Below are 21,153 nucleotides of genomic sequence, written 5' to 3'. Positions count from 1 at the left end.
TTTATAATTCACTTCCTAAACCAATATATAGGTGAATAGAACCGCTTTTTTGGTTAAGTGGCGTTGCTAAATCGACTTTTATTGGGCCAACAGGTGAAGCCCAGCGAATGCCGATCCCTGTACCTGTATAGAATTTAGTTCTATCAACTTTGTCAATAGCTTCGCCTGTATCGACAAATGCGGCTCCCCACCATGAGCCAGATAAATTATATTGATATTCAAGTGAGCCAGTGATGAGTTTTGAGGCTCCTTTTAACTTGCCTTTTTTATCTTCGGGTGAAATAGATTGATAACTATAACCTCGAATACTACGTTCACCACCAGCAAAAAATCTAAATGACGGTGGAACACGGTCAAAATTGCTAGCTTGTATAATGCCGAAATTCCCGCGAGCTATAAATCGATGGGATTTTTGTAACGAGCGAATCCATGTGTGTTGTGCTTGAAAGCGCACCAGATTAATATCAGAGCCTAATGATTCACCAGCAGCCTCAAGTGAATAACGTTGAGAATCTCCCCACATTGTTAATAAATTACCGTCAGAACGAATTCTAGATAAACTAAGTGATGGATAATATAAAAATGTTCTAAAGCTGGCATCGCCTTGGGTAAAGTCATCACGTAATACATTAAAACCTAAAGCGGTTTGCCAACCATAAAAATTATCCCAGTTGCGTAAAACGCCAAATGTATAAGATTGTGAGTAGGTATCATTATTATCAATCTTTTTATAACCACCTTGAATGGTGTAATACTGTTCAAGCGGTGATTTTTTTAAAGGAATTTTATAACTCATCGTAACCAATTGTTCTGGCGAGGATAGCGATAAATTACTTTGAAAACTCTGCCCACGGCTATTGATCCATGGTTTGTTCCAGCCAATTTTTCCGTGCACACCGTTATCTGTTGAAAATCCTAATCCTAGATCCATATTATTTTTCTTTCTAGGCGATGTATCGACATCAATTGGGAGTATTTTACCTTCTGTTAAATGAGGAAAGTCAGGCACAACTACAACTGAGTTAAACCAGTTTGTTGAGGTAAGGCGCCTATTTAATAATGACAACTGCTCTGCCGTATATTCTTCACCCTCTTTAAATGGCACAATATTAGCTAAATAATCTTTACGGATTTTAGCATTATGAAAAGTGACTTTACCAAATCGATAGCGTTTACCTGTTGTATAATCAATATTCCAAAAAGCTTGATGTTCAGACAGCAAAACTGCTAACTGATGCTTGGGCATATTGGCATCAAAGTAACCTTTTTTTAGTGATAAATCTTGCAGGTTTTTCTTAAATGATTCATAAACACCATGATTTAATATATCGCCGATTTTGGGTACGTTGTTTTTTTGTAAATATTCAAAATCGGGATCGTGTTGACCTTCACCAGTAATATTCACATTGAGTTGCTTAACGAGCACAGGCTCGCCTGGCGATATATTGACAACAAGAACTTTAGGATTTTGCGCGTTATACTCGAAAGTCGGTGAATAATAACCTAATGCACGAAGCGATTTTTGCACTTCATTTTCAAAATAACGCTTAAAATTGGGTGTATCATCAATTTTATTGGGCGCGATTAATGATATACGAGCATCGACATTGTCAGCAAGTTCACCTGATAATCCCTTAATAGATAACTTCATATCAGCATAACTTGATGTAGCGCATATCACTAAAAGCAAGCCTAATGACCAAGAAAATCGTGACACATACACCTCGATATTTGTTAAGATTCAAGTAATTTTATATGTCCAATATAAGGCAAATGGCGGTAATGTTGTGCATAATCGATACCATAGCCAACCACAAACTCATCAGGAATGGAAAATCCAATATATTTTACGGGTACAGCTACTTCACGACGTGACGGTTTATCTAATAACGTACAAATTTCAATGCTACGAGGATGACGTAATTTTAAAATCGCCATCACCTTACTAAGCGTATTACCGGTATCAATAATATCTTCGATAACCAACACATCTTTATCACGGATATCTTCATCTAAATCCTTTAATATTTTGACGTCCCGATTACTTACCACCGCATTACCATAACTTGATGCTGTCATAAAATCGACTTCGTGTCCAACGGTAATGGCTCGGCTTAAATCTGCCATAAAGATAAATGAACCACGTAAAAGTCCAACTAAGATTAGCTCATTTTGACTATGTTGATAATCTTTACTGATTTGTTGACCTAACTCGATTACTCGTTTTTGGATATCATCTGATGATATCATCATGCTTAATTCGTGTTTTTTCATTAATAATGCTCAAGTTAATTTTCAAAAAAATTTAATTAGATTCTAGCAATTTTCCTTGATAAAAAGAATAAGCAAACTTACTTTTTATCAAACTAAGATAAGAATGAATTTTAATATTTTATACTGAAATGCTTAGTTACCTAAAACCGTCTGACCACTCTCTTTAACTTTCTTTTTTTGTAAACGCCGTTTTTTAAAAAAATCACTTAAAATAGTACTACATTCATTAGCTAGCACTCCGCCAGTAACTTCAGCATAGTGATTAATACTTGGATAAGCAAGAATATCAATAAAAGAACCTGCGGCGCCAGTTTTGTAATCACTTGCACCATAAACAACACGTTTAATACGACTATGAATAATGGCACCAGCACACATAATACAAGGCTCAAGCGTGACATAAAGAGTTGTATTGATTAGGCGGTAGTTAGTTAAAAGTTTTCCTGCTTGCTCGATAGCCATAATTTCAGCATGAGCCGTAGGATTATGTTTACTTATGGGTTGATTATAGCCTTCGCCCATAATTTGATTATGTTCATTAACAATTACCGCACCTACAGGTATTTCGCCTATAGATTCGGCATGTTTAGCAAGCATTAATGCATGTTGCATCCAATATTTATCTAACATTTTACGACTATAGGTTATTGAGATTTAACACATCACGCATGTCATATAAACCAACGGGTTGTGTGGCAAGCCATAGTGCTGCACGCACGGCACCATTGGCAAAGGTCATTCTACTCGACGCTTTATGGCTAATTTCAACCCGTTCGCCAATGTCTGCAAAGATAGCGGTATGTTCGCCAACAATATCACCTGCTCGAATAGTAGCAAATCCAATAGCGCCTTGTGGTCTTTCGCCAGTATGACCTTCACGACAATAAACAGCACGATCGTTTAAATTGCAATTAAGTGCATCGGCAATCGCTTCGCCCATGGCTAATGCGGTGCCTGACGGTGCATCGACTTTATGGCGGTGATGGGCTTCAATGATTTCAATATCAGTATAATTACCCATGATCTTGGTTGCTTTTTCTAATAGTTTTAGCACTAGGTTAACGCCAACACTAAAGTTTGCAGCAAAAACAATAGCAATTTTTTTTGCTGCATCGGCAATCGCTTGTTTACCTGCCTCATCAAAACCGGTGGTGCCAATAATCATCATTTTTTTATTTTCGACACAAAATGCTAAGTGAGTCAGCGTACCTTCTGGACGGGTGAAATCAATCAATACATCAAACTGATCTTTTGCTTGTTGTAAATTATCAGTAACTTTAATGCCACAAATACCGATTCCAGCCAGTTCACCTGCATCACTACCAAGCAACGATGAGCCTGCGCGCTCAAATGCTGCACCTAAAGTCACGCCTTCGATTTGTGCAACGGCTTGGATGAGCTGTCGTCCCATTTTTCCGCCGGCACCCGCAATTGCGATACGAATCATATTTGTTGACATATAACTTTCCTTAACTTTTTATGGCTATAGATAAATAAATATTATAGCGGAAAATAAGCAACTTATACATAATGTCAAATTGAAATACTACAAATTTCGAGCGCTTTTTATTTAAAAAGAGGTGAAAATTATGAAGCGATCTCTTTGGTATTTTGGTTGGAATATTGTTATTGCAGCCTCGCTTTTAACGTTGCTTTCTAGCGGATTAAGGATAAGCATGGGCGTATTTTTTCTTCCCATTGCAAACGATCTTGGTTTTAGTCGCAGCGTACTTTCTGGCATTATTGCTATTGGTATGCTTTTTTCGGGTATCGCCACGCCAATAGCGGGATATTTAGAGGGTAAATATGGTACTCGCTTTGTGCTCATATTAGGATCAATCATTATTATTGCCTCAACGGTTTGGTCTGCGAACTCTCATGATTATTGGAACTTTTTCTTGTCTTTTGGTATTGCGTTATCTTTTGGTACTTCTTTTGTCGGTTCTGTCAGCTTTACGCCTATTGTGGCGCGTTGGTTTATCAAACGAAGAGGGTTAGCATTATTTATTCTATCAACAGGCAGTATGGCTGGCATGGCGGTGATGTTACCTGTTTTTGCTTTCTTCATTCCAATTTATGGTTGGCAAACCACACTAGTTGCGTTTGCGGTGATCTTCATGATTATGGCATTGCCTATTGCCTTTTTTATTATGAAAGATAATCAATCTGAAATTGCAACACCGAATATAGATCCTGTTATCAATCAAAAAACAGATGATAGCATCAAACTTATGGACGTATTAAAAACACGTCCATTTTGGCAGCTAAGCTTTGGGCTTTTTACCTGTGGTTTTAGTATGAATTTATTAGGAACACATGGAGTTCCAATGCTCGTTGATCACGGCTTTGATTCAATCACCAGTTCTAACGTTATTGGTTTAATTGGTTTAGTCGCTATTTTTAGCACTCTAGTGTTAGGGTATCTTTCTGATATAGTGCAACGAAAAAATATTTTAATGATGGTCTATTTAATCCGAGGATTAGGTTTTATTGCTCTTGTTTTAGCATCAAGCAAATGGCAGCTTTTTACTATAGCAGCAGTAGGAGGGCTGGTTTGGGCGGGTGCATTGTCATTATCGGGCATAATTACCGCTGATATTTATGGAGTAAAGCTTGTCGGATTACTTTCTGGATTAACCTATTTTTTTCATCAAGTGGGCGCAATGATTGGCTCATGGCTTGGTGGATGGGCTTATGATAATTTACATACCCACTTAGTTGCCTTTGGTACGGCTAGCATCTTATTGTTGATGGCGGCTGTGACTGCTTATTTCCTTCCTAAACAATTACCGCTTGTCGCAAAACACGCAAAATAATAGTTTAAAACAAATGGACGCCAAATTGCGTCCATACCTATCTATAAAATTTTTAGATAACTTTTATAAAACTTTTAATAGTTCAACATCAAAAATTAATGCGCTGTATGGTGGAATTGATGCGCCAGCACCTTGAGCACCATAGGCTAATTCTTGAGGAATATATAAACGCCATTTCGACCCTTCAGGCATAAGTTGTAGCGCTTCTACCCATCCTTTAATTACACCATTAACTGGGAACTCGGCAGGTTGACCACGCTCTACAGAGCTATCAAATACCGTGCCATCAATTAATTGCCCAGTATAATGAACTTGAACGCGATCGGTCGCTTTAGGTAAAGCGCCGTCGCCTTGTTTAATGATTTCATACTGTAGACCAGATTCAGTTGATTTAATGCCATCTTTTTCAATGTTTTTAGCAAGAAACTCTTTACCTGCTTGAGCAATTTTTTCGGCTTGTTTGGCTTTTTCTTTTGTTGCTTGTTCATGTATATGGCGTAATGCATCATGTAGTTCTTGTAAAGGCAGGGCAGGAGGGTTACCCGCTAAAACATCTTCCATTGCAAGTTTTAATGCATTAAGCTCTAAATTGTTTAATCCTGAGTCTTTTAATTGTTGACCAATTTGTAATCCAATAGCATAACTTGCTTTTTGCTCTGTTGTCTCTAATTTCATTTTTTACCTTTTATTATTTAAAATAATGTTTATTGTGACGCTATTAAGTTGGTTGATACCACGACAAAAGTCAAGCAATAATTCGCATGATGGTTTGATGATAGCTTAGCTTATTAGCTAATTGTGAAAGAATTTATCAATTTGGCTAGCACTTAGATAAAATATCAGCGATAATACAAATTATAATTTTTTTTATGGATAATGTTAGATGCTGTTTCGTAAATTTACCGCCTTTGCAATTGTAGCAAGTGTTTTATTAACGGGATGTTCAGTTGTTGAACGTTGGGTATATAGACCAGATATCAACCAAGGCAATTATGTAACACCAGATGCTATTGAGCTATTACAAGTTGGTCAAAGCAAAGAACAGGTTGTCTTTATTATGGGCTCACCAATGTTAACTTCTGTTTTTGGTGATAACATTTGGTATTATATTTTCCGCCAGCAACCACAACATGGTGGCGTTAGCCAAAGAAATTTTGCTATCTATTTTGATGAAATGGGCATAGTAAAAGATATCAAAACCACCGAATTAGCCGGTTCTAAATCATTAGAAGAGATGAACAAACAAGGTATATCCGATCCAATTGATGTCAAATCTGATGATGATAATGCTACTCCTGAATCTTAAAAAAATAAAAGCCTCGTTAAATAACGAGGTTTTATTTTATAGCAAAAGATTAAATTAATAGTAATAGTTATAGTTATTTAAAAAAGCCATGATAATGACAATATATATAATAATAAATACGATAGATGCTATAAATGCAATTAGAGCGTATTTCCAATAACTATAAAGGTGCTCAATAGCACTAACGATATCACATTCTTGTTGAGTATTGGCAACTAAACTAAATGAACTTCCCGATTTAAACAGCTTAACGCCAGCGATGATTTGTGGAATACCCATAATAGCGGAAATAATACCTAAGCAGAGAAAAGCACCAGCAATTATAGAAATAACACCAAAAATCTGTTGCATAACAGAAATAAACCGCATGTGTTTCTTTAATAATTCAGATGCTTGAAAAGTTATAGTATTCGTTTGATTTGTATCCATTTTTATTCCTTATATTATCGCTTCATTTAAAAGCGACGGATAGCATAACAGCTTTTTAATTATTGTCGAAGTATTTTTGTATATTTTCCAATAGGGTACAAACTATAATGGTTATATAACATCAATGCTTTTCCTAGCTAATTTTTACTCTAAAAATTAGTCAGAAAAGCCATTGATTTTATTGAAGTTTTTTGTTTTGTTTTTTTAGTAAAAATCAAAGCGTTGTTACCCAAGCCATGTATGGATTGGGGGATTTGTATAAAGTCATTCCTTTAGTTTTTTTTTAATTCCGCAAAACACCAGTCAAGATTTTTTTCATTGCTTACGCTGTTATCGATTAAAAAAAGCTACATAAAAGATCGATTAAGACAAAAATTTAAACGTTAGCTTGATTTTAAGCTTGTGCCAATGCTTTCAAATTATTCTATCTTTGATATCAGGTTTATAATCTATGTTCTTGCGATTTGTTATTTATTAACTATTTGTTGATTACTAACCATTGATTGTTTGTTATTGGCTAAATGTTTTTGACTCTTGATGTAAAACCTTACCTTTTGATTTAATTACAACGGTGCAACGATATAAAGGCGTTCTATCTGCACGAACTTGTTCCCTATGATATAATAAGCCATCGTTTTTATCTTATTTAGTTTTTTCCGATATGCTGGGAACTTGAGTGATTCCCGATAATGGAAAAATATAGCAAAGAGCAAAAATAATATTGATTTAAATTCAACAAAAGCGTTATAAACACGGATATATCAATGAATTCAACCCTTAACAAATTTTCCATTGCCCCTATGCTGGATTGGACCGATAAACATTGCCGTTATTTTCATCGAATTTTAACTAAGCAAACATTACTGTATACCGAAATGGTAACAACAGGGGCAATTTTATTCGGTAAAGGCGATTATTTAGCGTTTAATCATGAAGAGCATCCAGTCTGCTTACAATTAGGCGGGAGTGATCCAAAAGCGTTAGCGCAATGTGCGAAATTAGCACAAGAGCGTGGTTATGACGAAATCAATTTAAATGTGGGTTGTCCATCCGATCGTGTACAAAATGGCATGTTTGGTGCTTGTTTAATGGGAAAAGCTGATTTAGTTGCAGACTGTGTTGCACAAATGCAAGATCAAGTTGATATTCCAGTCACAGTAAAAACCCGAATTGGCATTGATGATTTTGATAGCTATGCTTTTTTATGCCAGTTTATTGAAAAGGTGATGCCTTATACTAATACATTCATTGTACATGCGCGTAAAGCCTGGTTATCGGGATTAAGTCCTAAAGAGAATCGTGAAGTGCCACCGCTTGACTACGACCGTGTTTATAAGCTCAAACAAGATTATCCTCATTTAACCATAGCTATCAACGGTGGTATAAAAACAATGGATGAAATAAAACACCACTTACAATATGTTGATGGCGTAATGGTAGGGCGAGAAGCATATCAAAACCCTTGGTTATTGACTGAAATCGATTCGAAAATTTTTGGTGAAAAGCCCTCTGTCATCGACCCGATATCGGCTATTCGTGCTCTTTATCCTTACATTGAACAGCAGTTAGCACAAGGTGCTCAGCTTAACCACATTATGCGTCACACTTTAGGCCTCTTTAATGGGTGTAAAGGTGCAAGACAATGGCGACGTTATCTTAGCGAAAATGCGCACAAAAAAGGAGCTGGAGTCGATGTGGTAGAACAAGCTTTAATGTTTATAGAATAGTTTTTATCGAATGGTTTTCCTAAAATTGTCATTATATTCGCTTATAATGACAACAATTGCACGCAGTTAGTGTATCGTTATATACTAGCCCACAATTTTTCTAATGGTTTTTATCTAGTGCGTTTAAATTCAAGTCAACAAAAAGCGGTCGAATATGTTTCAGGTCCTTGCCTTGTTTTAGCGGGGGCAGGATCAGGAAAGACGCGGGTTATCATCAATAAAATTGCCTATTTAATTCGGGTGAAAGAATATTTACCCCGTCATATTGTCGCTGTAACTTTTACTAATAAAGCAGCACGTGAAATGAAAGAACGTATTGCCCAATCGCTTAGTAAACAAGAGGCCAGAGGGCTGAAAATTTCCACATTTCATACTCTAGGATTAGATATTATTCGCCGAGAGTACAAGCATTTAGGTATAAAATCTAACTTTTCATTATTTGATGATCATGATCAAATAGCGCTACTTAAAGAGCTGACTCATCAATGGTTAGAGGGTGATAAGGATCTGATAAATCAGTTACGTGCAACAATCTCAAATTGGAAAAATGATATTGTTGACTCAACTCTTGCTATGGCCCGAGCGCAAACCAACAAAGAAAAACTATTTGCCCATTGTTACCAGCTTTATGAAAAACAGCTAAAAGCATGCAGTATTTTAGACTTTGATGATCTGATTTTAATGCCCACACTGCTATTAAAAAATAACGAACAAGTGCGGGAAAAGTGGCAAAATAAAGTGCGTTATTTATTAGTTGATGAATATCAAGATACCAATACAAGCCAATATGAATTTATCAAATTGCTAGTTGGTAACCGAGCTAAATTTACCGTTGTGGGTGATGACGATCAATCTATCTATTCTTGGCGTGGCGCAAGACCCAAAAATTTAGTATTACTCAAACAAGACTTCCCCCATTTAGAAGTGATTAAACTAGAACAAAATTACCGATCATCAGGTCGAATTTTAAAAGTAGCAAATATTTTAATCGAAAATAACCCACATATTTTTGAAAAAAAACTGTTTTCCGAACTGGGTTATGGTGACGTATTAAAAGTTATTTCTGCCGATAGTGAAGAGCACGAAGCCGAAAAAGTGATTAATGACCTTATTGGTCATCGTTTTGCTAATAACAGCCAATATGGTCAATATGCCATATTATATCGTGGCAATCATCAGACAAGACTGATTGAAAAAATGTTAATGCAATACCGAGTACCATATCGAATCTCTGGTGGTACATCGTTTTTTTCGCGAATTGAAATTAAGGACTTGATGGCCTATTTGCGTTTATTAACTAATCCTGATGATGATAATGCCTTTATTCGCATCATTAACACACCCAAACGAGAAATAGGTCCTGCAACCATTCAAAAACTGGGCGAATGGGCTAATCAGCGAGGAGTGAGTTTATACCAAGCAAGCCATGATATGGGCTTGACCGAGTTTTTATCTGGCAAACGCATGGAATCATTACAAGTTTTCATTCACTGGTTCGATACACTTATTCAAAAAACACATACAGAACCCATGAATGCTATTTATGAACTACTGCATGGCATTCATTATGAAAGTTGGATTTACGAGACATCCGCATCACCAGCAGCAGGGCAAATGCGCATGCGCAATGTTGAACAGTTGATTAGTTGGTTAAATGATATGTTACAAGGTGATGATATTGATGAAGCAATGACGCTTGAGCAAGCAGTTGCCAGATTTACCCTGCGTGATATGTTAGAACGTAACGAGACTGAAGAAGAGCTCGATCAGGTTCAACTCATGACATTGCATGCCTCTAAAGGATTGGAATTTCCATATGTTTATTTGATCGGCATGTCTGAAGGCTTATTACCCCACCAAACCAGTATTGATGAAGATAATATCGAAGAAGAACGCCGTTTAGCCTATGTCGGTATTACTCGAGCACAACGTGAACTCACCTTCTCATTTAGTCGGCAACGAAAACAATTTGGCGAAACACTGCAAGTTGAACCGAGCCGATTTTTATTAGAGCTACCACAAGACGACTTAGCCTGGCAAGATCAGCGTAATGCATTATCACCCGAAAAAAAAATGCAACAAGGCCAAAGTCGGTTAGCGATGTTAAAGGCGCAAATAGCCAAAGCGAAATAATCAAAGGTCAATAATCAAAATTAACTAACTAAATAATTACAAACCATTATTATCTAAGGAATAATAAACGATAAAGTTTATCATTACAGCTATTTTAATTTTTACCTGTTACTTTGCCAATGCAACAGAGTTAAAGTCTAAAACTTATAACCTGCGATTTGTTACCTTGCTTAAAAAATTTCAAGCCGAAAAAAACTTACCAAGGCTTGATACAGTAACAGGGAAAGAAATACTCAGTCAATTTACTGATCCTAAACTTATTGCGGATTTGTCAAAAGATAAGCTAGAAGAACAACTGAATATCACCAATTATATTAATTGGTTAGTTGAAACCTATTTAACTTTTTCACTCAATGAATTAAACACGATAACGGAGCAAGATTTCACTAATAATCTAAAACGATTCCAACCCGAAGTTATTTTATTAAGTAATTTTAATATAGAATATTTTGCTGCAATATCGCCATATGTTAATCAATTTTATGAAGAATTGCCAGATTCGGAAAAAAGGGCGCTAACACTACTTAGCGTTAACGCGATACAATCTGAAATGCTAAAATATTATGCAGGTGGATTAATGTGGATGGACTTGCCAGACTGTTTAACCGACCAATCTAAACTGAAAATCATCACCATGCTAGCAAAATCTGTTGAAAATTATGCAAAATATATACCTGAATCAGAAAAGGCCAAAATTATCGAAAATGCTGAAAATTTGATGACCAAACAACATCAATTTAAATCACAGTTATCACATATTATCGAAGTAATGAAAAAGAACCAATGTGAAACATTATGCCAAATAACCCCGCGAAATGAGAACAATATTTATATAAATTAGATAATTAAAACAAAAGGTTATTAATGAATAATAGGATAAATAATTTTTAAAGATACGATATGTTTTGGAATATAAAAAATTAATCCTAAGTAATGATATTCGTTACCATGATCAAAATAATAAAAACTGAATTGGTGATATTTTGTTAATCTAATATAATAAACAATCAAAAATCATTGACGGATAGAAATAGCTTTATATAATACACATCGTCTAATCAACAAATCCTATCTAAGTCTCCTTAGCTCAGCTGGATAGAGCAACGGCCTTCTAAGCCGTAGGTCACAGGTTCGAATCCTGTAGGGGACGCCATTTAATTATTAAAAAAATCAATAAATTACGCTATACTTTAAAATCTAAAGGAAATCTCACTGCTTAAGTTAGGCTAAAACGCTTATACTGCTATTTTTATTAATGTCGCTTATTATGTAATAGTCTTTATGCTTACCCATTTCAATGATCAACAGTTGGCTATTTGGCAGTGAAACCAGTCGAGTAAAACCCGAAAGTAGCACTGCGATTTCCTAATACTATTCCACCAGAACAACAGCAAATCCAGCAAACGGTAAATGAAAGGATTTATCGATCAGGTGAAAGACATCAAGTGGTTTATCTGATGAAGATTGGTATAAATTAACTCGACTATTATTTTGTTGCTAATTATATGAGAGAAAAAATACAGTTAATTGAACCAGCGCGATTGATTGTTAAAAAAAATACGATGTATATAATTACAAATCATATTACTACAAGCAGGAATAGATTATTGCCAATTATTCGGCATAACCGACTAAAAATCAGTCAGAAAACGCATTGATTTTATTTAAGTTTTTTGATTGTTTGTTGCGCCGGTAGTGGCGTGATAGCATCAGAAGCCGAAGACCCGAACAAAAACCGCCTTGATATAGGCACAATCAGCTTTAGTGATATCAAAAACAAAGCCGAATTTAACGTCAGCCATATCTTGGTCAGTGGAGGCACAGGTGGCGCGAGCGCTCAAATGGCGTACCATAACAGTGAAAAAGATTCAAGCATTACCCATTTAGCGATAGAGCAAGGTCAACTCATCATCCGCAATCAGGACAAACAACAACAGGATATCAACGCATTAAGCCAAGATACCGAGAATGCGAACCACACGCAAAAACCGATTTTTGTAATGGCACAACTTGCTCAATAGAAGTGAAAAATTATAATATAGAAAAATATTCTGATAATCTGATTAATAATATTTCTAAACAAGCCATTGAACGGAAAAAACATTTACCAAATGGTATGCAACAACAGATTGTGATAGATGTTAGAGGGCAGCATTTAACGCCAGCGTTAGAGTTCAAAATTAGACAAGGAATCGTTCGAAAATCTAACGGGATCATTAAGCGAGAACAAATTACGTTTAAAAAAAATAAGGAGTAAATGATAATGTCAGAAGATACTGGTTTTTGTGGGGGAAGTTCCATATTTGCTCTAGGTACAGACAGTGATATGAAATTATTTTTTGATTGTATTTCATATTATCTGCTGCCGAAATATCCTAAAGAAGATTGGTCTATTTTAACAGACCGTTTATATCGTCGATATTTAAAATTAGAAGAGTTAGATACGGCTGAATCTTTAATGAAATTGGTCGAGGAAGAGTTTAAACAGTTAGATAGAGATGCCATTGATTGGGGGCCTATTTTATCAGGTAAAGCCAAAAGTGATTTGGACAGAACAAAATCAACTTTATATGATATTTTTGATGATTACTTTTATGCATTTCATCAGTGTGTTGAATCCGCCAAGATGAATCATGAATGGTTTAAATCAGAACCCGATTATAAGTATGAGCCAGTAATGGTATGCATGGCTCAAGTGCCTTATGTTGTTGATTATAGACATATATCTTTATCTGTTTTTGATAACTTAGGCGCGGATGAAAAGCCGATTTGGTGGACAGGAAAAATTCCTAAATAGCGAATATTTTTTGATTTATTGGTTTTCAGCTTTGGAAAGATATCGCTGAGCTGAAACCAACATCTCATAAAAAGGCAAGAAACAATCTAAAACAAGCTCAACAATAACCCAAAACCAAATCCAACCAAACAAAAAAACAAAACATCAGCGTATTATTGCAACTGGCAGCTGGACTTGCTGCTATCAGTATGGGGAATGCGGGTGATGTTGGGGGACTTCAATAGCTACGCGGAAAAATGCGGTATATGAATCAGAGGTGAAGTTTAATAAGGATAAACCAGTAATAGCAGATCCAACTAAAGCAAAAAAACAATATGGAATTAGACCTCATCAATTTGATGAATTGAAAAAACTCTATTATTCAAGGAAGCGGTAAAAATGGTAATAAATAGTGAATATATGAGACAATTGTTATTAGAAAGGGAGCGATTTGATAATCCCCCTGATTATACAGTAAAGACAACTGGTGTAGGAATAGCAAGATTTGTTATTCATTGCAATAATGATGTAGATGAAGTACTGAACTTAGCTAAAAGAGTATTAGTAATAGTAAACTATAATTCAGAACCTGTTTGGCCATCTTTCGAAGAATGGTTAAAAATATTACCAGATAAGTTTATTGATAATTGTGCAAAAGAATTAACGAAAGAAGAATTAAAAGAACAAAAAATACAATGGGATAATCTAACTTATGAGCAGAGGTTAGAAGAAGCTAAGAAAGATCAAGCATGGACTTTATCTGATTGGCTTGGATGGTTAGAACCTGATGCTAGAGAGTGGTTTTGGTGGAATGCACATAAATTTGATGGTGAAATTGAAAATACTCATTTTCTAATCGAAGTTACAGCGTTAGATGATCCTTTTTCATCAAGTGCCTTAAAATGGTTATTTAAGGCTTGTGGTGCAATTGATGTTATCTCTACAGATGATATTTGATTTTTACATAGACCTTATTTTAAATTTTTTGTGTTTACCAGTTAAAGGTGACGGTTGATTCTGTCACCAAACCCTATAATTAATTTTCCAAGTACTAATTTTTTCTTAGCATGAGCCTTAGTTATTATTACAAGGCAATCTTGCCTTCGTGGGAGGCTTGGGGGCAGCAGCGAGTGAACGTAGTGCTGAAGTCATAGTGGGCATTTTATATCCGGATAAAGCAATAACAGAGTTATCGCAAGAAGAGCGACAAAAAATCAGCGCACTATCCCAACTAGCTACAGGTCTTGCCATCGCAGCATCTGGTGGAGATATCCAAGATATGAATACGGGAATTGCTGCGGGGAAAAATGCGGTTGAGAATAATGCAATTTCTGGTCAATTTGTAGGAAAAACAGATGAAGAAATTAGAAAAATGATTTACTCCCAAACTAATTGTGAAAATGATAGAGAGGGATGTCAAATGGCGGGAAAAATCGCCATCGGACTAATATTTTGACCGATTATATTACCTCTATTGCCTGAAGAAGCTTTAATTGGCGGTTCTCTTAGTGGTATAGCTAGCATTGGTAGCCAATACTATTTTAACGAAGATGGTAGTATTAACTGGGTGGATGCGGGTATCTCAACAGCAACGGGCACTATTACTGGAGGTCTTGGCTCTGGACTTTGGGGAACAATAGGTTGGAATGCAGCAGGTGGTGTATTACCAAGCGAGTTAAACGATAAAAATCCTTTTATAGGAGGAGTAATAAGCGGAGGTTTATCAGCTATAGGTTATGGAACAGGAAAACTTGTAGAAAAGTGGTTTCAACCAATTTTTAACCCAGCTACAAATAAATATATTCATGAGGCAAATAAAGGCTTTTTGGGAATAACAGAGCATTATACTGAAAGTTCTGTTCTTGCTATTGGTGGTAATATATCCGATTGTGTATTCGGTAATGCGACAGGAAATTGGATTTAAAAACAATTTAAGGAGAAAAAAATGAAAAAAAATAGGAAATATTTAGCATTATTATTTTGCTTGATCGTAATTCCTTTCATGTTTTTTTTCATGGGAATTATAATGGAGTTAACTGTCTTAATAGTACTTTTTATTATGTATGGTATAGATTTTGAATATGACATTAATGATCTATATCTAGCTTGTAAATTGGCTTGCTTTGGCTTTCCTACTGGAATTGCCTGCTGGTATTTAGAATGCCGGCGTTATGGTGTTAAGATTTTTGGTAAATAACATATTCTTGTTTAAATGCTGGGATTTTTTTACTAAACAAGTGATATCACGGGTAGCTTAGCAGGCGCATGCTATAGCTAGCCGAGCTACAAGGCAACTCAGCCTTAGCGGGAGGTTTAGGGGCAGCAGCGAGTGAACGTAGTGCTGAAGTCATAGCGGGCATTTTATATCCGGATAAAGCAATAACAGAGTTATCGCAAGAAGAGCGACAAAAAATCAGCGCACTATCCCAACTAGCTACAGGCCTTGCCATCGCAGCATCTGGTGGAGTTACCCAAGATGTAAATACGGGGATTGCTGCGGGGAAAAATGCGGTTGAGAATAATAATTTAGCTAAAGCTACGTGGTATCTAGTACGCCCAAGTGAAATTGGCGCTCAAGTTAGTGTTAATGCCGTAGATCTATTGATGGCTAAAGGTCTTACAGCAGCAGAATCACAAGCGTTTTTAGAAAGCCTAACTTTGGAACAACGGCGACTAATTGATCTAGCATTAGTCGATCCAATGGGAGATGAATTCCTTGAAGACGCAGTACGAAAAACTTATGAGCGTTATTATAATGATTATAAAAACACAATAGCCATAGATCCTAATGATCAACCCAAATTAGAAGGGTATCCAATTCCAGAGCTGACTCCTCCTTTCCCAGGGTACACGCCTATAGATCCAGATAAATTAGGCCCAAATCACACTGGGCATGATGGTGGTTTAGATGATATTGATATTCGCCATGATACTGGTGGAAATCAGATCCCAGATAAAAATTGGTGAGATTATGCTATAAACGCAGAAATAACTCGAGGAGAGCATGCGGAAATTAGAAATAAACAAGGACGCCCAGTAGGTCAAGTGATTAACGATATTGAAAACTCAAGGCCATCTGATATTCTTGTTCAGGATGATGGTCGATGGGTTGTTTTAGGCCCTAATGGTAGAGCTCATATTATTGAACCAGATGGTGAAATAGTTACATCTATTGTGAACAAGAGAGGCAATACTCTTGATCGAATTCAAAAAGGCCGTTGGGCACGACCAAGTAGTGAAAAACTGCAAGAGTTCAGGGATAAGTTTTCCAATTATTTTAAGGGGTGAATGATGGAGTTATTAAAACAAGAATATGTTGCTAATGCAGTGACTTTATTTGATTTAAGGCTTTCCGAAAGTGAAATTACTATATATCTAGATTGCATTAATTTTATGTTGGAATATTGTTCTGATGAACAAATAAATCAATATACAGCATGCATGGATAAAGAAGAGTTATCGTGGAGAAGAGATGATTTATTAGCGCTTATAAAAAGTATAGAGCATAAAGATTTTATTCCAGATAGATATAAATAATCAGTTTATACGTAGCAGCTCCAATTATTTTAAGAGGTAAGTTATGGATTTATTAAGACAAGAATATGTTGCTAATGCAGTGACTTTATTTGATTTAAGGCTTTCCGAAAGTGAAATTACTATATATCTAGATTGCATTAATTTTATGTTGGAATATTGTTCTGATGAACAAATATATAATTATATGCAAATGGATAAAGAAGAATTATCGTGGAGAAGAGATGATTTATTAGCGCTTATAAAAAGTATAGAGCATAAAGATTTTATTCCAGATAGATATAAATAATCAGTTTATACGTAGCAGCTCCAATTATTTTAAGAGGTAAGTTGTCGATTTATTAAAACAAAAAATTGAATGTAGTAGCTCAAACTTAACCTGACATAGCTTATAAAGCTTTTATTTGGTGGCAGTTAACATTGTCACCAAGTCCTCTAATAATAACTGAAGAATAATAGTTTTAAATTGATTTTTACACATAGTGCACTTGTTTTTCCCCTATTCAAAATACAAAATAACCCACCGTTTTACTCACAAAAATCGGTCAGAAAATGTATTGATTTTATTTAATTTTTTATTTTAAGAATGATGACAAAGAATAACACGAACTCTTTTACAACAACACCGACCTAAAAGGGGCGGTAATCTCCTCAGAAGCGAAAGATACCAGTAAAAACCGCCTTGATACGGGCACAATCAGCTTTAGTGATATCGAAAACAAAGCGGACTATAAAGTCAGTAGCCAGCAGTGCTGGCATTAGTTCCAGTGGCATGCCATCGATGCCAACCAGTCGTAACAAGTCAGAAAGCGCAAGAATTATCAAAATGAGGTGAATAATGACAACAAATCGACAAAAATTTACAGTAAAATTTAAACGAGGTGCAGCGACACGGGTAATTGGTATAGGAAGCCTACAGCACAATGGGGATAAGTAAACAGCAATGGGCCGTTGGGTTGCTTAGTTAAAGTTAGTGCTTGATGGCTATACGCCCGACCCGAGAGCAACAAATAATTCAAGCCATGGAGAAAAAGGTAAAACGACTTAAATTGGAGGAAGAAATACTAAAAAGGCTACCGTTCTTTTAATGTCGAACGAAGACAAAAATATGCGTTAAGCTATCAGTTAAGCGAGCAATATCCAATAAATAGATTTTGCGCATTATTTGCAGTATCTCAAGCAGCATTTTATAACCCTCGTTTGCTTCCGGAAAACAAAATCAGGCAATAACGCCGGCAACAGGTTGAAATTCTCTTCAAACAAAGTAGAGGCTTAGCAGGCAGTCGAACGATAATCACAAAACTGAACCAGTAAGGTATCAAGATGGGTCGTTATAAGGTGAGAAAATTAATGAAAGAGGCAAAATTATACAGTAAGCAACCTAAAGTAAAGCATTTTAATCGTGCAACCGAGGAGCAATTTGAACTACTCAATAAGCTATCACGGAACTTTAACCCGACTAGCCCACATCAGGTATGGACAGGGGATATCACTTATATTTGGGCGGGAGGAAGATGGGGTTATTTGGCGATAGTAGCCGATTTGCACGCTCGGCGGGTAGTGAGTTATAGCGTATCAGATAAAGCAGATAGTCATTTAGTGATTAGATTAGTGCATTAGACATGGCTTGGTCTTTACGAGGTAAACCAAAAGCTTTAGTGTTCCATTCTGACCAAGGTTGCCAGTATTTATTAGTTGCATTCAGGCATCACCTTAGTCGTTATGGAATAATACAAAGGGTTAGCCATCGTGGTAATTGTTGGGACAATGCGCCTACTGAACGCTTGTTCCGTAGTTTGAAAAGTGAATAGATCCCCAAGGCCGGTTATCGTCGTTTAGTTGAAACCAAGTCAGACATGTTCTGTTACTTATTCGGTTATTATAACCAAAGACGACCACATAGTTTTAACGCCGGTTTACCACTGACTATTGCAGAACAACCTAAATGGGTGTTTAAATACTTGACCATTATACATCCGTTCACCACCAGACGTTTTAAAAAGGAGGATTTGCTAAATCATCGTTGATTTAATGGGCAAAATTTCATACCATTACCAAAATAATTATTTAAGGAGAATGGTATGAAAAAGTTAATGATTGCCAGTATGGTGGCTTTTTTGGTGGCCGGATGTGCTCAAGTAGATAGTAACTTAAGTTCATTTAGTGGTGTGACATATAAAGATTATAGTAATGAATATAAACTGATCGATACATATACTTTAACTAGTCACATAGATAAAAGTATGAAAGACATTAAGGTTTGTGTGTTACAAAACATAAGGGATAGGAATGTTGTTTTGTCTGATAATTCTAATGACTTTGTTGGTGCTAGCGGCCGTTATTACAGTATACCCTCTGTAACGGTATCATCTAGTAGCGGAGCAAGACAATATTTTGATGATGATATTATTGTTGTTGACGGCTTAACGCAGTATAACAATCCACAATCTTTTATCCCAATAATAAACTATGTTCGTTACACTTTATCGATAAAACAAGATAAAGACAAAAATAATACTCAATATTTTTTCAATAATATTACTCAGGCTCAGTCCACGACAGGCTCAGTACCTAATAATGGGTTTAACCCTGTCGGTAACTGGAATGGAGCCAACCCGTCTATTATATTAAATACCTTGAATATCGAAAAGCAAAAAGTCGAAAATTGTTTAGGCAACTAATGTTTCATTAGTGCTCATATTTGTTGACAAACACACTCATCAAACCCTCTTAGAGGGTTTTTTTATTATATAAAATTGACTGATCAAGCTAATATTAAATTTCAAGTTAAAGTTTGCTTTAAGTCATAATGGTTAATTTTTACATATATAATGCAATATAATAATAACTTTAATTTGCATTTAATGAGTTATTAATATGAATAATAAACGTAATGGTAGTTTGGCAAGGGCTAAAGCTTTAACTACACAGCAAAGAAGTGAAATAGGGAAGAAAGGCGCAAAAAAAGAGAAGAAAATAAAAATTTACCTATAGCAACACATATAGGTGAATTAAAAATAGGTGAAAATATATAAATAGTTAGCTAAATTTCATCAAGATCGTAAAACCTTGGGGTATAGTCGCAACAGCTATTCAAAAAACGCTATGAATAGGTCGGAAAATTAGCTCTTCAGGAAATAAGCGGCAAAAACTTTCAAGGCATTTTGCTTGGGAGTATGAAGATTATAAACCCTAGTAAATTGTAGTAGTGGATAGGCTACACTAAATGTCAGATTAAATAAAGGTTACTACGTATCATAACTGCGAAAAATATTCAAACATTACCATTTATAAGGTGATTTGAATGCCTTTTTAAAATATGTTTTCTCTGCCATTTTCTATCTTTTAATCAGTTGCAATATGTAACATCCAGTGAAACAGCATAAATAGCCCGCCAAATGATAAAATCAAGGTACAAAAAAAGGCGTATATTTGCTCGCTTTTGTTTAGTTTGTAATCTTTGTTGAACTTATCGGTTTGTTTTGAATTTACAAAATCTTTATTTGTCATAATCAGCTCCCTAAAAGCCCTCAAAAAAGGCAAACGGATGTAGAATGTGCTGTTTTTCCAGCTGTCAGAATGTTTGGCTATACTCAAGTGTGGCTTGTGAGTAGCAAATATCAGTTATAAATTGGTTGTAAAGGTCTGCGTCAATGCTTTTACTTTCTAGTTTTATTTTTAGTAATTCTATAATTTGCCAATCATTATCATTGTCAAAATTCTTGATTAATTCTTCAGCTCTGGTTTCAATCCATTCATCTTTAGCGTCTTGCATTTCGGTATTGTTCATCATTTTACAATAGGCATTTTCGTAAGCGTTCTCTACAGATCTATGTAATTGCATAGGCTACCTCGCATTCTTATATTTCAAACTCAAGCGCACTCTATGAATGAGTGCTTTGATTTGAGCACTGATTTAATCGTCTAAATCATTTTCGTATAAAGATAATCTTTCTCTCAATTCAGCAAGTGCAAGAGCTGATGCGACGATCGGCTGTGCGTGTTGTGACAGTATTTCCTTGAGATATATAATGAAAGCTTTCTCTGTTATCGTTTTCAAACTTTTTGAATCGAAATTTACCCGTGTTTTTGCGAATAAATCCCCGTTATCGTCAATTTCGACAATTAGCGTTAATTCAATTTCTTTTTTAGCCATGT

General features: G+C 35.6%; 29 protein-coding genes and 1 tRNA gene. 20 read left to right on the top strand and 10 right to left on the bottom strand.

The features are described 5' to 3' along the window. Position 1 precedes the first annotated feature (1 nt). The 4 genes from tamA to dapB all read right to left on the bottom strand — a co-directional run bounded on the left by tamA (position 2) and on the right by dapB (position 3,733). Positions 2 to 1,717 carry an autotransporter assembly complex protein TamA gene (tamA, locus tag A9G45_RS10460; protein ID WP_065567267.1) on the bottom strand — a complete coding sequence of 572 codons (1,716 nt, stop codon included), beginning with the start codon at positions 1,715 to 1,717 and terminating at the stop codon, positions 2 to 4. Between the two features lie 17 nt (positions 1,718 to 1,734). Next, positions 1,735 to 2,274, bottom strand: coding sequence for a hypoxanthine phosphoribosyltransferase (gene hpt, locus A9G45_RS10455; RefSeq protein WP_065567268.1), 540 nt, complete (start codon positions 2,272 to 2,274; stop codon positions 1,735 to 1,737). Positions 2,275 to 2,406: 132 nt separating this feature from the next. Next, a complete protein-coding gene (gene tadA, locus A9G45_RS10450; protein ID WP_065567269.1) occupies positions 2,407 to 2,904 on the bottom strand; it encodes a tRNA adenosine(34) deaminase TadA in 498 nt (165 codons plus the stop codon). A gap of 7 nt (positions 2,905 to 2,911) precedes the next feature. Next, positions 2,912 to 3,733: a 4-hydroxy-tetrahydrodipicolinate reductase gene (gene dapB, locus A9G45_RS10445; protein WP_065567270.1), complete on the bottom strand. Its 822-nt coding sequence runs from the start codon at positions 3,731 to 3,733 to the stop codon at positions 2,912 to 2,914. A gap of 130 nt (positions 3,734 to 3,863) precedes the next feature. Between dapB and A9G45_RS10440 the strand changes: the two genes are divergently transcribed. Continuing rightward, the gene (locus A9G45_RS10440) at positions 3,864 to 5,090 is read left to right on the top strand and encodes an MFS transporter (RefSeq protein ID WP_065567271.1); all 1,227 of its coding nucleotides are present in this window, start codon (positions 3,864 to 3,866) and stop codon (positions 5,088 to 5,090) included. A 63-nt stretch (positions 5,091 to 5,153) separates the two neighbouring features. Here the strand turns inward: A9G45_RS10440 and A9G45_RS10435 are convergent, their stop codons facing one another. Beyond that, complete coding sequence (locus A9G45_RS10435; protein WP_065567272.1) at positions 5,154 to 5,765, bottom strand: FKBP-type peptidyl-prolyl cis-trans isomerase; 612 nt, start codon at positions 5,763 to 5,765, stop codon at positions 5,154 to 5,156. Between the two features lie 208 nt (positions 5,766 to 5,973). Between A9G45_RS10435 and bamE the strand changes: the two genes are divergently transcribed. Continuing rightward, entirely contained in the window at positions 5,974 to 6,396 is a 423-nt protein-coding gene (bamE, locus tag A9G45_RS10430; RefSeq protein ID WP_065567273.1) for an outer membrane protein assembly factor BamE, read from the top strand. A gap of 54 nt (positions 6,397 to 6,450) precedes the next feature. Here bamE and A9G45_RS10425 read toward each other — a convergent pair whose 3' ends face one another. Then, entirely contained in the window at positions 6,451 to 6,825 is a 375-nt protein-coding gene (locus A9G45_RS10425) for a DUF5362 family protein (protein ID WP_065567274.1), read from the bottom strand. A gap of 764 nt (positions 6,826 to 7,589) precedes the next feature. Between A9G45_RS10425 and dusA the strand changes: the two genes are divergently transcribed. The 11 genes from dusA to A9G45_RS10370 all read left to right on the top strand — a co-directional run bounded on the left by dusA (position 7,590) and on the right by A9G45_RS10370 (position 15,658). Beyond that, complete coding sequence (dusA, locus tag A9G45_RS10420) at positions 7,590 to 8,552, top strand: tRNA dihydrouridine(20/20a) synthase DusA (RefSeq protein ID WP_065567275.1); 963 nt, start codon at positions 7,590 to 7,592, stop codon at positions 8,550 to 8,552. A 117-nt stretch (positions 8,553 to 8,669) separates the two neighbouring features. Next, positions 8,670 to 10,685: a DNA helicase Rep gene (rep, locus tag A9G45_RS10415; RefSeq protein WP_065567276.1), complete on the top strand. Its 2,016-nt coding sequence runs from the start codon at positions 8,670 to 8,672 to the stop codon at positions 10,683 to 10,685. Between the two features lie 166 nt (positions 10,686 to 10,851). Further along, positions 10,852 to 11,526: a hypothetical protein gene (locus A9G45_RS10410; RefSeq protein WP_065567277.1), complete on the top strand. Its 675-nt coding sequence runs from the start codon at positions 10,852 to 10,854 to the stop codon at positions 11,524 to 11,526. A 235-nt stretch (positions 11,527 to 11,761) separates the two neighbouring features. After that, positions 11,762 to 11,838, top strand: a tRNA-Arg gene (locus A9G45_RS10405). A 547-nt stretch (positions 11,839 to 12,385) separates the two neighbouring features. Then, positions 12,386 to 12,706 carry a hypothetical protein gene (locus tag A9G45_RS10400; RefSeq protein ID WP_141673668.1) on the top strand — a complete coding sequence of 107 codons (321 nt, stop codon included), beginning with the start codon at positions 12,386 to 12,388 and terminating at the stop codon, positions 12,704 to 12,706. A gap of 2 nt (positions 12,707 to 12,708) precedes the next feature. After that, the gene (locus A9G45_RS10395) at positions 12,709 to 12,942 is read left to right on the top strand and encodes a hypothetical protein (protein ID WP_065568080.1); all 234 of its coding nucleotides are present in this window, start codon (positions 12,709 to 12,711) and stop codon (positions 12,940 to 12,942) included. 6 nt (positions 12,943 to 12,948) lie between these two features. Then, the gene (locus A9G45_RS10390) at positions 12,949 to 13,482 is read left to right on the top strand and encodes a hypothetical protein (protein WP_065568079.1); all 534 of its coding nucleotides are present in this window, start codon (positions 12,949 to 12,951) and stop codon (positions 13,480 to 13,482) included. A 378-nt stretch (positions 13,483 to 13,860) separates the two neighbouring features. Next, positions 13,861 to 14,418, top strand: coding sequence for a hypothetical protein (locus A9G45_RS10385; RefSeq protein WP_065568078.1), 558 nt, complete (start codon positions 13,861 to 13,863; stop codon positions 14,416 to 14,418). A gap of 148 nt (positions 14,419 to 14,566) precedes the next feature. Next, positions 14,567 to 14,917: a VENN motif pre-toxin domain-containing protein gene (locus A9G45_RS10380; protein WP_065568077.1), complete on the top strand. Its 351-nt coding sequence runs from the start codon at positions 14,567 to 14,569 to the stop codon at positions 14,915 to 14,917. An 18-nt stretch (positions 14,918 to 14,935) separates the two neighbouring features. Then, positions 14,936 to 15,385 (top strand): hypothetical protein, encoded by a 450-nt coding sequence (locus A9G45_RS10375; RefSeq protein WP_065568076.1) that lies wholly within the window; start codon positions 14,936 to 14,938, stop codon positions 15,383 to 15,385. Positions 15,386 to 15,487: 102 nt separating this feature from the next. After that, complete coding sequence (locus tag A9G45_RS10370; RefSeq protein ID WP_176701646.1) at positions 15,488 to 15,658, top strand: hypothetical protein; 171 nt, start codon at positions 15,488 to 15,490, stop codon at positions 15,656 to 15,658. A 46-nt stretch (positions 15,659 to 15,704) separates the two neighbouring features. Here A9G45_RS10370 and A9G45_RS10365 read toward each other — a convergent pair whose 3' ends face one another. Then, positions 15,705 to 15,911, bottom strand: coding sequence for a hypothetical protein (locus A9G45_RS10365; protein WP_065568074.1), 207 nt, complete (start codon positions 15,909 to 15,911; stop codon positions 15,705 to 15,707). Here A9G45_RS10365 and A9G45_RS15055 point away from each other — a divergent pair. The 7 genes from A9G45_RS15055 to A9G45_RS10330 all read left to right on the top strand — a co-directional run bounded on the left by A9G45_RS15055 (position 15,811) and on the right by A9G45_RS10330 (position 19,676). Then, positions 15,811 to 16,428 (top strand): VENN motif pre-toxin domain-containing protein, encoded by a 618-nt coding sequence (locus A9G45_RS15055; protein ID WP_081297906.1) that lies wholly within the window; start codon positions 15,811 to 15,813, stop codon positions 16,426 to 16,428. The genes A9G45_RS10365 and A9G45_RS15055 overlap by 101 nt on opposite strands. A gap of 78 nt (positions 16,429 to 16,506) precedes the next feature. Next, a complete protein-coding gene (locus A9G45_RS10355; protein ID WP_218057104.1) occupies positions 16,507 to 16,749 on the top strand; it encodes a hypothetical protein in 243 nt (80 codons plus the stop codon). A gap of 3 nt (positions 16,750 to 16,752) precedes the next feature. Continuing rightward, positions 16,753 to 16,998, top strand: coding sequence for a hypothetical protein (locus A9G45_RS10350; protein ID WP_065568084.1), 246 nt, complete (start codon positions 16,753 to 16,755; stop codon positions 16,996 to 16,998). 43 nt (positions 16,999 to 17,041) lie between these two features. Further along, the gene (locus A9G45_RS10345) at positions 17,042 to 17,284 is read left to right on the top strand and encodes a hypothetical protein (protein ID WP_065568071.1); all 243 of its coding nucleotides are present in this window, start codon (positions 17,042 to 17,044) and stop codon (positions 17,282 to 17,284) included. Positions 17,285 to 18,318: 1,034 nt separating this feature from the next. Beyond that, positions 18,319 to 18,615, top strand: coding sequence for an IS3 family transposase (locus A9G45_RS10340; RefSeq protein WP_065568070.1), 297 nt, complete (start codon positions 18,319 to 18,321; stop codon positions 18,613 to 18,615). Positions 18,616 to 18,617: 2 nt separating this feature from the next. Continuing rightward, a complete protein-coding gene (locus A9G45_RS10335) occupies positions 18,618 to 18,806 on the top strand; it encodes an IS3 family transposase (RefSeq protein ID WP_065568069.1) in 189 nt (62 codons plus the stop codon). 270 nt (positions 18,807 to 19,076) lie between these two features. Continuing rightward, positions 19,077 to 19,676, top strand: coding sequence for a hypothetical protein (locus tag A9G45_RS10330; protein ID WP_065568068.1), 600 nt, complete (start codon positions 19,077 to 19,079; stop codon positions 19,674 to 19,676). Positions 19,677 to 20,340: 664 nt separating this feature from the next. Here the strand turns inward: A9G45_RS10330 and A9G45_RS14490 are convergent. From A9G45_RS14490 to A9G45_RS10320, 3 genes are all read right to left on the bottom strand, one after another. After that, a complete protein-coding gene (locus tag A9G45_RS14490) occupies positions 20,341 to 20,505 on the bottom strand; it encodes a hypothetical protein (RefSeq protein ID WP_176700707.1) in 165 nt (54 codons plus the stop codon). A gap of 64 nt (positions 20,506 to 20,569) precedes the next feature. Beyond that, positions 20,570 to 20,839 carry a hypothetical protein gene (locus tag A9G45_RS10325; protein ID WP_065568067.1) on the bottom strand — a complete coding sequence of 90 codons (270 nt, stop codon included), beginning with the start codon at positions 20,837 to 20,839 and terminating at the stop codon, positions 20,570 to 20,572. 72 nt (positions 20,840 to 20,911) lie between these two features. After that, positions 20,912 to 21,151: a hypothetical protein gene (locus A9G45_RS10320; RefSeq protein WP_065568066.1), complete on the bottom strand. Its 240-nt coding sequence runs from the start codon at positions 21,149 to 21,151 to the stop codon at positions 20,912 to 20,914. Positions 21,152 to 21,153: the final 2 nt, after the last annotated feature.

Origin of the sequence: Gilliamella sp. HK2 (assembly GCF_001690265.1) — a bacterium.
GTDB classification, from domain to species: domain Bacteria; phylum Pseudomonadota; class Gammaproteobacteria; order Enterobacterales; family Orbaceae; genus Gilliamella; species Gilliamella apicola_C.
Note: the sequence above shows the minus strand (reverse complement) of the source record. Positions and strands in the feature narration are given on the sequence as shown.

Coding starts and splice junctions, on each gene's coding strand:
- hpt (WP_065567268.1), bottom strand. CDS start 2,274: ATGAAAAAACACGAATTAAGCATGATGATATCATCAGATGATATCCAA.
- tadA (WP_065567269.1), bottom strand. CDS start 2,904: ATGTTAGATAAATATTGGATGCAACATGCATTAATGCTTGCTAAACAT.
- dapB (WP_065567270.1), bottom strand. CDS start 3,733: ATGTCAACAAATATGATTCGTATCGCAATTGCGGGTGCCGGCGGAAAA.
- A9G45_RS10440 (WP_065567271.1), top strand. CDS start 3,864: ATGAAGCGATCTCTTTGGTATTTTGGTTGGAATATTGTTATTGCAGCC.
- A9G45_RS10435 (WP_065567272.1), bottom strand. CDS start 5,765: ATGAAATTAGAGACAACAGAGCAAAAAGCAAGTTATGCTATTGGATTA.
- bamE (WP_065567273.1), top strand. CDS start 5,974: ATGCTGTTTCGTAAATTTACCGCCTTTGCAATTGTAGCAAGTGTTTTA.
- A9G45_RS10425 (WP_065567274.1), bottom strand. CDS start 6,825: ATGGATACAAATCAAACGAATACTATAACTTTTCAAGCATCTGAATTA.
- dusA (WP_065567275.1), top strand. CDS start 7,590: ATGAATTCAACCCTTAACAAATTTTCCATTGCCCCTATGCTGGATTGG.
- A9G45_RS10390 (WP_065568079.1), top strand. CDS start 12,949: ATGTCAGAAGATACTGGTTTTTGTGGGGGAAGTTCCATATTTGCTCTA.
- A9G45_RS10385 (WP_065568078.1), top strand. CDS start 13,861: ATGGTAATAAATAGTGAATATATGAGACAATTGTTATTAGAAAGGGAG.
- A9G45_RS10370 (WP_176701646.1), top strand. CDS start 15,488: ATGGAGTTAACTGTCTTAATAGTACTTTTTATTATGTATGGTATAGAT.
- A9G45_RS10365 (WP_065568074.1), bottom strand. CDS start 15,911: ATGGCAAGGCCTGTAGCTAGTTGGGATAGTGCGCTGATTTTTTGTCGC.
- A9G45_RS10350 (WP_065568084.1), top strand. CDS start 16,753: ATGGAGTTATTAAAACAAGAATATGTTGCTAATGCAGTGACTTTATTT.
- A9G45_RS10345 (WP_065568071.1), top strand. CDS start 17,042: ATGGATTTATTAAGACAAGAATATGTTGCTAATGCAGTGACTTTATTT.
- A9G45_RS10340 (WP_065568070.1), top strand. CDS start 18,319: ATGGGTCGTTATAAGGTGAGAAAATTAATGAAAGAGGCAAAATTATAC.
- A9G45_RS10335 (WP_065568069.1), top strand. CDS start 18,618: ATGGCTTGGTCTTTACGAGGTAAACCAAAAGCTTTAGTGTTCCATTCT.
- A9G45_RS10330 (WP_065568068.1), top strand. CDS start 19,077: ATGAAAAAGTTAATGATTGCCAGTATGGTGGCTTTTTTGGTGGCCGGA.
- A9G45_RS14490 (WP_176700707.1), bottom strand. CDS start 20,505: ATGACAAATAAAGATTTTGTAAATTCAAAACAAACCGATAAGTTCAAC.
- A9G45_RS10325 (WP_065568067.1), bottom strand. CDS start 20,839: ATGCAATTACATAGATCTGTAGAGAACGCTTACGAAAATGCCTATTGT.
- A9G45_RS10320 (WP_065568066.1), bottom strand. CDS start 21,151: ATGGCTAAAAAAGAAATTGAATTAACGCTAATTGTCGAAATTGACGAT.